At 43.9% G+C, this 14,588-nt stretch carries 10 protein-coding genes; 6 read left to right on the top strand and 4 right to left on the bottom strand.

Annotated features, from left to right (window positions below; all coding sequences use genetic code 11):
• Positions 1 to 405: 405 nt before the first annotated feature.
• Both F0229_RS08385 and F0229_RS08380 read right to left on the bottom strand, forming a co-directional pair.
• Positions 406 to 2,844, bottom strand: a complete 2,439-nt coding sequence (locus F0229_RS08385; protein ID WP_171732624.1) for an ABC transporter permease — start codon at positions 2,842 to 2,844, stop codon at positions 406 to 408.
• A 1-nt stretch (position 2,845) separates the two neighbouring features.
• Entirely contained in the window at positions 2,846 to 3,520 is a 675-nt protein-coding gene (locus tag F0229_RS08380; RefSeq protein ID WP_017067780.1) for an ABC transporter ATP-binding protein, read from the bottom strand.
• On the opposite strand from F0229_RS08380, the gene F0229_RS08375 reads away from it, so the two are divergent.
• From F0229_RS08375 to mrdA, 5 genes are all read left to right on the top strand, one after another.
• Positions 3,519 to 4,142: an arylesterase gene (locus F0229_RS08375; RefSeq protein WP_017069908.1), complete on the top strand. Its 624-nt coding sequence runs from the start codon at positions 3,519 to 3,521 to the stop codon at positions 4,140 to 4,142. The two genes, F0229_RS08380 and F0229_RS08375, sit on opposite strands and share 2 nt — an antisense overlap.
• Positions 4,143 to 4,223: 81 nt before the next feature.
• Positions 4,224 to 5,423: an enoyl-ACP reductase FabV gene (gene fabV / locus F0229_RS08370; RefSeq protein ID WP_017067782.1), complete on the top strand. Its 1,200-nt coding sequence runs from the start codon at positions 4,224 to 4,226 to the stop codon at positions 5,421 to 5,423.
• A gap of 179 nt (positions 5,424 to 5,602) precedes the next feature.
• Entirely contained in the window at positions 5,603 to 7,510 is a 1,908-nt protein-coding gene (locus tag F0229_RS08365) for a GGDEF and EAL domain-containing protein (RefSeq protein ID WP_171732623.1), read from the top strand.
• A 119-nt stretch (positions 7,511 to 7,629) separates the two neighbouring features.
• Positions 7,630 to 9,285 carry an ABC-ATPase domain-containing protein gene (locus F0229_RS08360; RefSeq protein WP_017060076.1) on the top strand — a complete coding sequence of 552 codons (1,656 nt, stop codon included), beginning with the start codon at positions 7,630 to 7,632 and terminating at the stop codon, positions 9,283 to 9,285.
• A 376-nt stretch (positions 9,286 to 9,661) separates the two neighbouring features.
• Positions 9,662 to 11,560 carry a penicillin-binding protein 2 gene (mrdA, locus tag F0229_RS08355; protein ID WP_017060075.1) on the top strand — a complete coding sequence of 633 codons (1,899 nt, stop codon included), beginning with the start codon at positions 9,662 to 9,664 and terminating at the stop codon, positions 11,558 to 11,560.
• Positions 11,561 to 11,705: 145 nt separating this feature from the next.
• Here mrdA and F0229_RS08350 read toward each other — a convergent pair whose 3' ends face one another.
• Together F0229_RS08350 and F0229_RS08345 are read right to left on the bottom strand one after the other, a co-directional pair.
• Positions 11,706 to 12,326 carry a DNA-J related domain-containing protein gene (locus tag F0229_RS08350; RefSeq protein WP_029235437.1) on the bottom strand — a complete coding sequence of 207 codons (621 nt, stop codon included), beginning with the start codon at positions 12,324 to 12,326 and terminating at the stop codon, positions 11,706 to 11,708.
• Between the two features lie 575 nt (positions 12,327 to 12,901).
• A complete protein-coding gene (locus F0229_RS08345) occupies positions 12,902 to 13,741 on the bottom strand; it encodes an isopenicillin N synthase family oxygenase (RefSeq protein ID WP_017060073.1) in 840 nt (279 codons plus the stop codon).
• Positions 13,742 to 13,940: 199 nt separating this feature from the next.
• On the opposite strand from F0229_RS08345, the gene F0229_RS08340 reads away from it, so the two are divergent.
• Positions 13,941 to 14,549: a DUF2238 domain-containing protein gene (locus F0229_RS08340; RefSeq protein WP_017069655.1), complete on the top strand. Its 609-nt coding sequence runs from the start codon at positions 13,941 to 13,943 to the stop codon at positions 14,547 to 14,549.
• Positions 14,550 to 14,588: the final 39 nt, after the last annotated feature.

Here is a 14,588-nt window from a genome sequence, read left to right as displayed (position 1 = left end):
TGACTCAATAACTCCAGATAGGGTTTTAAAGGTTATTCTAACAGTCAAATTTGTCCTAAGTGACGCCACATAAAGGCTGCCTCAGTACTCTTAAAACATAGCGGTTAACTTATCCCTAAAGTTATCCACCGTTTTTGTGGATAACTGTTGATAACGTTCTTGCTAAGTTGCGCAAACCCTTTGTTTACAGTGACTAACCGCTGTTCATTAAATCGGCATTATTGGGTAATTAGTTTTAAAAAATGCTAAAAACAGTGGAATCTAAGGTTCGATATTTTTTACTTATGCTACCGGTTGGTTAAATAAAAAACGGTCTAAAGCGACGTATTATAAATAGTGCATGACTAAGTATAAATAATCTCACTTTTAGACCGTTTTAAGCGCTTGGCTAGATCTCGCTAACGACTAGCCAAAATCCTTGTTTACTGGTGCCAACAAACGTTTGATTAAGCTATTCACTACCGCGGCTAATGTGATGAACGTTAGCACCGGTAGCGCTATCCACAACATCGGGTGAAGTGAAGGTTGTAACTCAAAACCAAAGTTCATCACTCCTGCCACGCTGAGCTCAGAACCAAGGGCTGCAATTGAGCCTGCGACTAAAGCCATTAAACCGTACTCACACCAAATAGTATTGAGAATTCGCTTCTTACTCGCGCCTAATGTTCGATACAAGCGTATCTCTTGTTGTCTTTGAGATAAGCTCAATCGCAATAGAGTGAAGATAAGCAACAGCCCCGCCACCACACCTAACGCCGCAAGTACGGTAATCGACCAAACAATCTGCTTAAGCAACTCTTGGATCTTGCTACCCATCTTACGAATATCCATCAAACTCACGGTTGGATGATTTCGAGAGAGTTCGTTGAGCATCTGATTGTGTTGTTCTTCTAATCTGAAGCTCACTAGCCAAGTAGAAGGGATTGAACTCAAGACATCTGGAGTAAAAATGAAGTAGAAGTTCGGCTTCATTTCTCGCCACTCGACTTTGCGGATGCTATTCACCTTGGCAGAAACATTCTGGCTGTTGATTGTGAATGACAGCTCATCGCCAATCTTTAGATCCAGTTGCTCCGCGACATCCGATTCCACAGATACGCCATGCTCTTGCGTCCAGTTACCTTCTAACACTTCATTGTACTCGGGTAAGCTATCTCCCCAAGTGAAGTTGATCTCTCGACTTAGTGCGTCTGTTTCGCCTGAGGTATCGCTGTATTCCGATGCTTCGACACCGTTTATCGTCGTCAGTCGTCCTCGGATAATTGGAAACGCTTGAGTACGCTCTACTTCGTTTGCATCAATCGTCTCGAGATAACTGTCTTTCTCATAGCTTGCAATGTTAAGTGCAAACGCATTCGGTGCGTTCTCGGGTAAGGTTTGTTGCCAATCTGACAGTAAATCACTTCTTACCAACCAGATGATAGACAGCAACATCAGTGAAAGCGCTAAAGAGCCAAATTGAATCCCAGTTGCTAAAGGTGTGCGATTAATTCGACTCAATGCCAAACGCATCGATGTCGATGTCGGCAACTTACTAACTAAACGCAGAACAAGCGAACTGACGACCGCAAGCACTAAGAACAGGCAAGCGATACCCGCTAAAACTATCCATACCAATAGATTGTCGCCATACATCAGCATCATTGGAATAATCGGTACCAGTAACAACAAATATTTCTTGTAGCTTTCATTGGACTGGTGACTTGATTGAATCACGCTGATTGCCGAGGTGTTGACCAAGCCAATTAACGGGATACCAAGAGCAGGAACACCAATTAGGATGCTTGATAAAATCGCCAAGATTGCAGGTTCAATACCATAGCTAGGAAGTGGCGTTGGTAATAAGTCGCCCAGAGGTATACGAAGCAAAAACTCCAAGCCGATACCGATGGTTATTCCCAGTACTGCACCGATAACCACTAACAAAGATACCTGTACAGACAACCATTTAACGATCCACTGCTTGCTTGCACCTAAACTCTTAAGCATCGCGATGGTTTTACGACGACTCGCAACATAATGTTGGCAAGTGAGTACCAAAGTGGTCGCAGCCATGATCACTACGATAGCTACCGTTAGTGATAAGTATTGAGTGGTGCTTTCGAACATGTCGTTGGTACGACTGGCTGAGTCTTGTGTACGCCAGCGATCGCTTGGTGTTAATTCTACGCTGTCTTGCGCGGCTTGCAGTTTTGTATCATCACCGTTTAGAAACAGCCTAAAACTAACACGACTGCCCGGTTGAATCGCTCCCGTGGCATCGATATCATTTGTATGAATCAGCACGGCTGGCATTTGTTGGAATGGGTTAAAGCTCAAACCTGGCTCTTGGGTGATGCGCCCTGTTATCCTTAAATCGGCATCGCCAATAGTGACATTGTCACCAATTTCAACCTCTAGCTGCGCAAATATACGCTCGTCTAACCAAAGCTCACCTGGCTCAACATGGTTACTTGATGCTTTATCAGCACCCTCTAAAATCATTTCACCGCGTAATGGATAATTACTTTCAACCGCTTTCACCGTCACTAGCTGCATCGAGTTATCACTGAATGCCATCGTTGAAAAACGGGTCAACTGAGAGCTTTCTAACTGTTCAACCTGAGTGAGGTCTAATAAGGATTGTGGAACTGGGTTTGCTGAGATAAACACGATATCGGCAGTAAGCGCATCTTTGCCCTGCTTAACAATTACCTGCTCCATACGTTCGGCCAACGCCGACAATGCAAATACACAAGCAATAATAAGCGTTAAAGCGATTGAAACTGGCCAAAGCTGACCGTGTCGAATCTCTTCGATACTCCATGAAAACAGGCGTTTATTCAGTCCGTTTGATGAATTCAATTTAGACTTCCTCTATCTGACCGACATGCATCTTGAGTGTTCTTTGGCAACGTTGTGCAAGCTTAGGATCGTGTGTCACCAACACTAACGTTGTGCCGTGGGATGAGTTCAATTCAAACAACAACTCGACAATTTTGGCAGCAGTTTGTTGGTCTAGGTTGCCTGTGGGTTCATCGGCAAAAAGAATTTTTGGCTTAATCATAAATGCGCGCGCCAACGCGACCCTTTGTTGTTCACCACCCGATAGCTGCGACGGCAAATGATCAAGCCTGTCTTTCAAGCCTACTGATTCAAGCAGAGCAGTCGCGCGTTCGATGTCTTCGTCTGCTCCCTTCAACAAACAAGGTAACGTGACATTTTGCAGCGCAGAAAGGCTTGGAATTAATAAGAAGCTTTGAAATACAAACCCAACCGATTCACTGCGAATCTTAGCCCTTGCCTCATCATCAAGCTGTGAAAGTGGCTGTCCTAATAAACTGATTTCGCCTTTCGTTGGTACATCAAGACCAGCTAACAGCGTCATTAGGGTCGATTTACCCGCACCAGACGTGCCGACAATCGCGACAGTTTCGCCTTCACGAATATCGATATCAACGTGCTCTAGGATTGTTAAATGTTCTTGATTAGTAGACACTGTCTTGGAAACAGCTTCTGCTTTAATGATGGATGTATGCATGACTCGACTAATTTCCTTTTTATTTTTTATTTTATTTTCAACCGCTTCTTTAGCTCAAGGCTCTGCGTCAGCTCAAGATTCAAAGTTATTGGTACTTGGCGATAGTTTGAGTGCTGGTTACAACATGGATATCAAACAGAGTTGGCCAAGTTTGTTGCCAGACGCGCTAGCAAAACATGATAAAGCGGTTACCGTGGTTAACGGGAGTATTTCTGGTGATACAACGGGCAATGGTTTAGCCCGCCTACCACAATTGCTTGAAGAACATGCTCCAGACACCGTTCTTATCGAACTTGGTGCGAATGATGGACTTCGTGGTTTCCCACCTAAGCTGATGTCTGCAAATCTTGAGCAGATCATTGAGCAGATAAAAGCTGCGGGCGCCAAACCTATAATGATGCAGATTAAAATCCCACCAAATTACGGAAAGCGTTACAACCAGCAGTTTGAATACGTTTTTGCAGCGCTTGCTGATCAACAAAACGTGCCACTTTTGCCGTTTTTCCTAGAGCATATCATCCTCAAACCTGAGTGGATGATGAACGATGGACTGCATCCAAAACCAGAAGCTCAACCTTGGATTGCTGAATTCGTCGCCGAAGAATTATATCAGTATCTTTAAGTTTTAATGGTCTAGCTCAATAAATTTTACACAGCTTTACGTTAGCCTGAGTGCATATCACCGTTAACTGTAAGGTTATTTATGCTGATCGAACCTGTTATCAAGGGTGTGGTAGCCAAAAGCGCTCACCCTCTTGGCTGTCAAGAAGCCGTAAAGCAACAAATCAAGTTTGTTAAGAGTGCGCCGCAAATCAAAGATGGCCCTAAACGAGTACTGATTATCGGCGCTTCCTCAGGCTTTGGCCTTGCCGCTCGTATTGCCCTTACCTTTGGCGGCGCAAAAGCTGACACTATCGGCGTCTCATTCGAGCGCGGTCCAAACGAAAAATCCCTAGGTAGTGCTGGTTGGTACAACAACATCTACTTCAAAAAAGAAGCCGAACGAGAGCAACGCACTGCTATCAACATCGTTGGCGACGCATTTTCGCAAGAAACACGCTCACAAGTTGTCGAAGCCATTGAAACCTACTTCGAAGGTGAAGTGGATCTGATTATCTATAGCTTAGCTGCAGGCGTTCGTCCTAAACCAGATTCCGATGAGTTTTGGCGCTCTGCCATCAAACCTATTGGTGAAAGCGTAACTGGCGCAACCATTTCTCTGGAACACGACAACTGGGTCACCAACACGCTTGAAGCCGCGACGGAAGAAGAAGCCGAAAGCACACTCAAAGTGATGGGAGGCGAAGATTGGGAACAATGGATAGATGAGCTCATCAACGCAGAATCTATTGCTCCGGGTTGTAAGACAATCGCGTTTTCTTATGTGGGTCCAGAAGTCACACATCCTATCTATTTAGACGGTACATTGGGACGCGCTAAGATCGACCTTCACCAAACCAGCCACGCTCTTAATCTAGAGTTAGCTAACTTTGATGGCAACGCTTACGCGGCGGTATGTAAAGCCCTAGTCACTAAAGCGAGCGTTTTCATCCCTGGATTAAGCCCTTACTTACTTGCTTTGTATAAGGTGATGAAAGAGAAAGAGACCCACGAAGGTTGTATCCAACAAATGCAGCGTCTGTTTGGCAGTAAACTTTATGGTCAATCCAAAGTACCACTTGATGGTGAGCGATTGATCCGTATGGATGATTGGGAATTAGACCCAGAAACCCAAGCGCACGTAACTGAACTGCTAGAAAAGATGGACGAAAATAACTTCCAAACCTTAGGGGATTACCAAGGGTTTAAAGAAGAATTTCTACAATTAAATGGGTTTGCTCAACCATCGGTAGATTATAGCCAGAAACTTAATACAGAAGATTTTATAAAGTTAAAGCCTTAATCTAAAATTATCTCATTACTGAGACCCGGATTCACATTTGAAAACCTCTGCATAATTGCGGAGGTTTTTTCGTGCAACATTTCTTATACTTAGTTAACGTAAGATTCACAGTTTTCTTTGGTTCATCATAATTAACACAGGATGTGTTGATGCATTTAGCATAATTGACTCGGAGTCATATGAAGAAAATAAAAACTCTCGATTTAGATATCCCAGACGATATGGAGCACGGTTGGCAGAATATTGTCGACCTCTTAGCTCAAATTACTCAAGTGCCCGCAGCACTAATCATGCGTGTTCACGCCAATTACATTGAAGTTTTTTCAACCAGTCGTAGCGAGAACAACCCATACAACAAAGGTGATTCTGAAACGCTGGGGAATGGGCTGTACTGCGAAACAGTGATGGAAACTCAACGACAGCTTCTTGTGCCTAACGCGCTTGCCGATCCTAAGTGGGACAACAACCCAGACATCAAACTCGGCTTAGTCTCCTATTGTGGTATTCCATTACTTTGGCCTAACGGTGAACTGTTTGGCACCATTTGTATCTTGGACTCGAAAGAGAATCACTACACCCCTACTTATATCAAACTGTTAGAGAGCTTTCGGACTTCGATTGAATCTCAGCTTAAAACCCTATTCCAACACGCCAAGCTTACCCAAATGAATCACGACCTAAAAAACCGCGTTTACAATCGCACTAAAGATCTCGCGAGCCTTAATTACTCGTTGAATCAAGAAATTGATAAACGAAAAGCGGCTGAACAGAAGATTAACTTCCAAAAGAATCACGACCTCGGCACCGGCTTTTTAAACCGAAACGCATTTGAATCTCGCTTAAACCACAAGCTACTGTCACAGAGAAGGCTGACAGACAGCTCATTTGCAGTCGTTCATATTGGTTTTACCAACGGTAGACGCATACAAGCACGCTACGGCTATAACGCGTTAGACCAAGTGCTTGTTGAATACCGAAAACGCATCGACTGTATTTCTGATATCGATGTATTAACTGCACGCCCTACTTCGGTTGACCTCGTATTGGCGTTTAGCGTTAAAGATTTACACCATCGCCTTGAAGAACTTTGCCAGACGCTCGTTAAAGTTGGTCATTCAGAATTCGACATCGAAAGTGACAAAGTGCATTTGCACGCGTTTATTGGGATTGCAATTACGAACGACGAAGATGACGCGGAAAGCATTCTGCAGAAATCTTCTGAAGCGATGTTAGCCTGCAAAGATTCAGGACAAAAGTTCGCTTACTACTCTCAATCCCATACCGAAGAACAAACTCACATTAATAAGATCGAAGGCTATTTGCTTCAAGCCGTTCGTAATGATGACCTTATGCTCTACTTTCAACCCAAAGTTAGCCCGTTGACTCATCGCTGGGTCGGTGCTGAAGCTTTGCTTCGTTGGCGACATCCTGTTTTGGGTGATATCTCTAACGAAACCCTGATCCACATGGCTGAACAAAACGGTTTGATTTTCGAAGTGGGCAGCTTTGTTTTACGCAATGCGATTGAAAAGGCCAAAGAGTGGTCCGAATACGTTGAAGATTTCAAGATGGCTGTGAATGTGTCTGCAATTCAACTCAAGAACGTACACTTTGCGGAACAAGTGGTTCACCTACTCGAAACCTATCATTTAGAGCCTCGTTTCTTAGAACTTGAAGTTACGGAGAGTGGACTGATAGCAGATGAAGTGGTTGCCAAGAATACCTTGGGATCTTTGCACGATATTGGCGTTACATTGTCACTAGATGACTTCGGTACGGGCTACGCCTCCTTCAGTTATCTGAAGAAGTTCCCATTCGACACCATTAAGATTGATAAGAGCTTTATCGACCAAATGCTCAACTCACACGAAGACTCGGAAATTGTTCGTTCTATTGTCCAAATTGCCAAAAAGCTCGACTTAAAAGTGACGATTGAAGGCATAGAAACGGAGGTTCAGGAGCAATTTATTATTAACGAAGGCTGCGATGTGGGCCAAGGTTACCTTTACGGAAGACCAATGCCGAGCCAAGAATTCGAACACAGCTTAATCAATCAAAACTATTTGGGGACAACTCGTTACGCTTAAAGCGAAAAAGAGCAGTTAGTTTTGGATTTAGGCCTACTTTCTCTTTACTCTAAAGGTGGTGATTTTTATAATCGCCGCCTTTCTGTTTTATCTTTCCCCTTATATAGGCATTCCTCGTTATGGATCAGTTGACTGCAAAGCTTAAAAAGCTCGAAAAACAAAACTACCGTGCATATCAACAAATTAAAGGTCAATACGACTTTGCTGATTTTGAATTACACATCGACCACATCCAAGGTGACCCATACGCGTCAGCTTCTCGTTTTCGTGCAACGCGCGCGTGGTCTTTGACCGGGTTAGATTGGCTGAAAGAAAAATCTTACGAATACCAAGTAGCCGCTCGTGACTTTATCGCACGTAGCTTCTCTGAGTTCGCGAAACAAGAGTCGACCGTTTCTATCGCGCTGACGGGTCAAACCGTATTAGACAACACAGCTGTTGTATTCACAGACCACGGCATCGAAATTCGTTTCCGTATTAATTTACCAGCTGATGGTCGTAGCATTCTTGCTAAGAAAGCGAACAACATCATCACTTTCTACTTACCGAAGTTTATTCGTCGCGCGACGCTTGAGCGTGAGTTAAACATCGATGCAATGATCAAACATTGTGAAACGATTGAAGACCAAGAAGCGCTGCGTGCTCAATTGGATGAAAACAACCTAGCCGCTTTCGTTGCAAACGGCAGTGTGTTACCTCGTATCGCGGGTAACTGCGACCTTCCAATGAAAGACGCGGTACCTTTCGCGGCTCCAGAATCATTGAGTGTTACGTTAAATACTCCAAACCAAGGTGACGTGACCGGCCTAGGCATTCCAAAAGGCATTACGCTGATCGTTGGTGGTGGTTTCCATGGTAAATCGACACTGTTGAACGCCGTTGAACGTTCTATCTACAACCATATTCCTGGTGACGGTCGCGAAGGCATTGTAACTGCGATTGATACGATGAAGATCCGCGCTGAAGATGGTCGATGTGTGCACAGCTTGAACCTGTCAAACTACATCAACCATTTACCAATGCAGAAAGACACATCTGACTTCAGCACACAAGATGCGTCAGGTTCTACGTCTCAAGCGGCTTGGTTACAAGAATCGATTGAAGCCGGCGTTCAAACTCTACTTATCGATGAAGATACGTCAGCGACTAACTTCATGATTCGTGACGAGCGTATGCAAGCGCTAGTGTCAAAAGGCGATGAGCCAATCACACCACTTGTCGACCGCATTGGTCAGCTTCGTGAAGAGATGGATATCTCTACCATTGTTGTAATGGGTGGCTCTGGTGATTACCTAGATGTCGCGAACACTGTGATTCAAATGCACGACTACCAAGCGGTAGATGTGACTGAAAAAGCAAAAGACGTGATTGCTCAGCACCCTACTCAGCGTACTAACGAATGTGAAACTGCTTTAGAAACGTTTGTACCGCGTTCATTGAACCGTGCTTCACTGATGAACATTCTGACTGACGGTAAATTCCGTGTTAATGCTAAAGGCAAAGAGTCACTGCGTTTTGGTAAAGAGTTTGCAGACCTTTCTGCGCTTGAGCAATTAGAATCACCGTCTGAAGTGAATGCGATCGGTTGGGCTTGGTTCCAATTCGCACAAACTCCAGGTTGGTCAAACAACCCTGCTAAAGAGTTTAACGCTATTTTAGAAAACGAATGGCACGCTAACATGCCTAACTACGGTGACCTAGCGAAACCAAGAACGTTAGATGTGATGGCTGCTCTGAACCGTATGCGTAAATCTCAGTTCAAGCCTTCGAACTGATTTCGTTAAATATCGGATTTATTGTGCTTCTAGGTTTTTGAAGTTTTAATCTTCTAATTTACTAAAGCTTCTAAGCCACTAAATAAGCAAATTAACCTTTTACGGCTCTCATTCTGAGGGCCGTAAATTTATCTAACCTCTTTTGACCTAACCTCTAGTGTCGTCAAAACTCTTGAACTTTATAAATTCATAAAACCAATCTTTACATCAATTACTTATCATCTTTTGTAATGAGAAAATTAAAGGCACTGTTTACCGCCATCTAATGCTGTCGATCCCTCAAAACATGACACAGCTTTTACAAAACCCTAGTGATATTCAGATAAAGTCCCGATTCGACAAGTGTAACCAAATGTAACAGACCCTTGAGGCTTCAATGAATCATAAACGCGTTAAGATGCGTGACCATAAAATCGAAGTGAACCTATTCAAAAACCGCGTAATCGTCGCGTTTTGTGGGATCTTGATGTTCACTCTTGTCTTAGTCGGCAATCTATACCGACTTCAAGTTGAAAACTTTAAAAGCTATCAAACTCGTGCCGATGGCAACAGAATCAAAGTATTACCTATCGCCCCTACTCGTGGACTTATTTACGACCGTAACGGCGTGTTGCTTGCAGAGAACAAGCTTGTCTTTGATCTAACCATGATTCCTGAGCAAACCGATGATGTCGATGCAATGCTCACCAAGCTAGACAAATATGTCCCCCGTGATGCAGAGCAGATCGCTCGTTTCAAAAAACGCTATCACAACACCCGCCGTTTTAAATCTGTGACTATTCTAGAGAACTTAACGGAGGAAGAGATCGCCAAGTTCTCCGTGCACCAGTACCAGTTCCCCGGCTTATCTATCGATACCAGCTTAAAGCGTTTTTACCCGAATGGTGAGGTGCTTACCCATGTTCTTGGTTACGTGGCGCACATCAATGATAGCGATCTCAGAAAGCTTGAAGAACAAGGGATAGAAGCGAATTATCAAGCTACAACAATCATAGGAAAACTGGGTGTTGAACGTTATTACGAAGATATTCTGCACGGCACCAAAGGTTATCAAGAAGTCGAAGTAAACAGCCGTGGGCGAATAGTCCGAACCATTGAGTACGTGCCGCCAGTAGCTGGTAAAGATATCGTGTTAAATATTGACCTTGAGCTGCAAAAATACGTCTTTGAGCAACTTGATCACCGAACTGGAAGCGCGGTTATTCTCGATCCGAAAGACAACAGCGTGTTGGCGATGGCATCAAGCCCGAGTTACGACCCTAACCTATTTGTCGACGGCATTTCGAGTAAGAACTACCAACGTTTATTGAATGATCCGGCTCACCCGTTGGTTAACCGCACCACTCTAGGCGTTTATCCTCCTGCCTCAACCGTTAAACCATTTATGGCTGTGGCAGGACTGCAAGAACATGTCATCTCTGAAGATACCATCCGTAACGACCATGGCGTTTGGAGAATTCCTGGCTCTAAACGAAACTCTAAATCGTGGCGTGACTGGAAACGTTGGGGTCACGGACCTGTCGATGTCACTCAAGCCATTGAAGAGTCGGTAGATTCATTCTTCTATCAAACCGCTTTCGATTTGGGTATTGACCGAATTTCAAGTTGGATGAACCGATTTGGATTTGGTGAACCGACAGGCATTGATATCTATGAAGAAAGTACCGCCAACATGCCGACTCGAGAATGGAAGATGATGCGTTATCGCACCCCTTGGTATCAGGGTGACACAGTTCCGATTGGTATTGGCCAAGGTTATTGGACATCGACACCTATGCAACTTGCTAAAGCAACGTCAGTATTAGTTAATCATGGTAAGGTGATGCCCCCTCATATCTTAAGAGCCACCTTAGATCATGGTGAAGATTTCAGTACACAACAACTTGTCGAACCGGAGCCAATGCCCTCAATCACCGAAGTACCGGATAGAATTTGGGATGTGCCAATCAATGCGATGCGACTCGTAAACCACGGTAATCGAGGCAGCGGCAGACGTGCATTTAAGGGAACTGAATACACGAGCGGCGGTAAATCAGGAACTGCACAAGTCTTTGATCTTGCGAAAGACCAGGTCTACAACTCGAAGAAACTCGCTAGACACTTGCTTGACCATGCGCTTTACACGGCTTTCGCACCGTATGAACACCCTGAATATGTCGCAACTGTGGTTATTGAACACGGTAACGGTGGCTCAAAAGTTGGTGCGCCTTATATCCGTAAAGTACTCGACTATGCCTTTGAACATAAAAGTGGTGAGAGCAAAGATCACTCCTAACACCAATAACTTAAGTCGCTACAGCACATAACGTAGTTACCCAAAACATAGCGTAATAACGACAAAGCCCCACTTGTGTCACTCACAATGTGGGGCTTTCTGTTTTAGGGTTCTAAGCAATTAGACAGCTAAAAATGCCTGTCGATTATGAGCTTCTTAATACATGCCATGCTTCACAGAGCGTCTGAAATTTTGCGGTGTTGCCTTCGTCTCTGTCCGGATGCCATCTCAATGCCAGTTGTCGCCAACGTTTTCTAATTTCATGGTGTGTCGCGTCTAAAGGTAACTCAAACAGGTTCAATGCTCGACTTCGATCCATATCGAGTTCATCACCACCCACATACTTTCTATACCGAGTCCAAAATTCGTTCAACAGCCTTTTGACTTCACCTTCATCCGCTTCATAGTTAACCCAATTAATGTAGTATTCTCGAAGTGGGTCTTGATGATCGATGCTGTGACTGCTTCCGTGATAACGACCATTCATCAATTCGATGTCCATCGCTTGGACTTGGAGCCAACCATCTGGGTGTAAGGTTTCTTGAAGCTGATAAAGCGCATTCATGATAAGGAAGTTCTTTTTAAACAACTCTTTCTCAGGCACAGCATCCAACACTGGCACAAACCCAAGATCGTTCAGATGAGCTGCCAATGTGTGTACTTTCCATCCGCTTGGCTTTTGCTTAAGCACTTCCATTATCGGCCAAAGCAATGGGTTTTCCATATGGCAATGAAAGTTTGCTCTCACATCTTGATAATTCGACATAGTTGACTCAGTTAGCTTCTCTGAATTAATGGATTTCTAGAACTGTGGATACTATAAGTAACCTGTTTCGCATCCGTTGCGTATCTTCTTTAATTGAAAGCGATTTTCTAAGATTTGTCGAGCTTAAGGACAAACAACTTTCTAACGTTTGGCTTAAAGGCACCTTTTATCGTCAAAACTGAGTACCATTTCGTTGAATACAACCATTAGGGCGTGTTGACCTTTCGCGGTTAAATTTTGTTCGAGATAAAAGCGTTTTAATCGCGGCGAGGGAGAAGTAGCCTAGTCATTCTAAGCAAATCTCCCTCAACAAAGAGTAAAACGCTTTTAGCCGAACCCTTCGGGCAGCGTTTGCTGGTCATTTCTACTACGTTATCGGCTTCTCATGTAGGCTAACTACACATCGATGCCTCTGCCTTGTATAAATACCCAGCAACTCGCTGCAAAAATCAGCTCGAAAGATCAACACGCCCTAGTAATAAAGCCGCAATTCTTTGGTACGGATACAAAAAAGGTCAGCGACTTAGCTGACCTTTCACATCTATCCCAATTTTAGGGACGAAGCATTGAACTGACTAGATAACGCCAAGCTCTCTTAGACGTTCCATTAGGTATTCGTTTGCTGTGTACTTTTCAGATAGCACTACTTCTGGTTTCGGGTGAAGGAATAGAGGCAAAGAGATACGAGACTTCTCTTGGCGTTCACCTGATGGGTTGATTACACGGTGAGTTGTCGATGGGAAGTAACCACCAGATGCTTCTTGAAGCATGTCACCGATGTTGATGATCATGTTACCGAAGTCACATGGAACATCTAGCCACTCGTCATTTTGAGCTTTAACTTGAAGGCCCGGCTCGCTTGCAGCAGGAAGAACCGTCAGTAAGTTGATGTCTTCGTGTGCCGCAGCGCGGATTGCACCTGGCTCTTCATCACCTTGCATTGGTGGGTAGTGAAGAACACGAAGCAGAGTCTGTTCACTGCCGTTGATCATTTCTGATAACGCAATAGAGAATTTCTCTTGTACTTCTTTAGGAGCATGAGCTTCAACCCAACCTAGCAGCTCTTGAGCAAAAGCATTCGCACGTTGGTAGTAATCTAGAATCTGTTCTTTCAGCTGTTCAGGGATTTGGCCCCAAGGGTATACGTGAAAGTACTCTTTGATGTCTTTTACAGTGTGGCCTTTAGCAACTTCAGACACTGAAGGTGGAAAATATCCATCTTGTGTTTCAACATTAAAGTGGAAGTTCTCTTTCTCTTCAGAGATGAAGAATTGGTACCAGTTTTCGTAAATTGACTCAACAAGCTCTTTCGGGATTGGGTGGTTCTTAAGAACACCAAAACCAGTTTCACGTAGAGAGCGAACAAATTGTTCTGCTGCGTCGTCAGCAAGGTAATCGACAGTTTCCAGTTTCATGACTTTCTTTCTTGTTATGTAGTAATAGAGCGATTTTAAGGATCGCTTTGTTGTAAATCAAACTTTTGTGAAACTCTCGCAACCGTTTGTCTAGATACTGGGCGATAACGCCGGTTTTCAACAAATATGGTGATTAGAGCACAATTGAACACCGTTCATTATTGTGTAACTATACATGAAACTAATACAGGATCTGATGATGACAATTACGCCACTTGCTCAAAATAGACCATTACTGTCATTGACGACGCTGTATCTGATTGTGTTTCTATTTTCAGCGTTTGCTCCCTCTTCAAGAGCGGTATGGATTGCCGAAATTGTCCCAGCGCTTGCGATATTGGTGGGAATCTGGTGGTTATCAACAAAGCTCACCTTCACTAAGACAGCTTACGTTTTGATGTTTATCTGGCTGATTTTGCATACGATAGGCGCAAAATATACCTTCGCGGAAGTGCCATTTGATTGGTTCAATAACATGATAGGTTCAGAACGGAATAACTTTGACCGTGTCGCGCATTTCTCTATTGGCCTTTATGCTTACCCACTCGCTGAGTACTTGATTCGTAAAAAACTGGCTCAACCGGTGCTGGCATGTTTCTTTGCGCTATTTGCGATTATGAGTGTTGCTGCAGGTTATGAAATTATCGAGTGGTGGTACGCGGAGATCGCAGGTGGTGATGAAGGTATCGCATTCCTTGGTTCACAAGGCGATATTTGGGATGCACAGAAAGATATGCTGTGTGATACGACGGGCGCAATTGTTTCGCTATTACTTCTTAAGCTTCAAGGGCGTGTCAGAGCTTACTGAGCTCAATTCTTTACTCTGAGTATCAAAAGCAACGTTGAA

The sequence above is a fragment of the Vibrio sp. AIC-3 genome, from assembly GCF_013114515.1.
GTDB classification, from domain to species: domain Bacteria; phylum Pseudomonadota; class Gammaproteobacteria; order Enterobacterales; family Vibrionaceae; genus Vibrio; species Vibrio crassostreae_C.
Note: the sequence above shows the minus strand (reverse complement) of the source record. Positions and strands in the feature narration are given on the sequence as shown.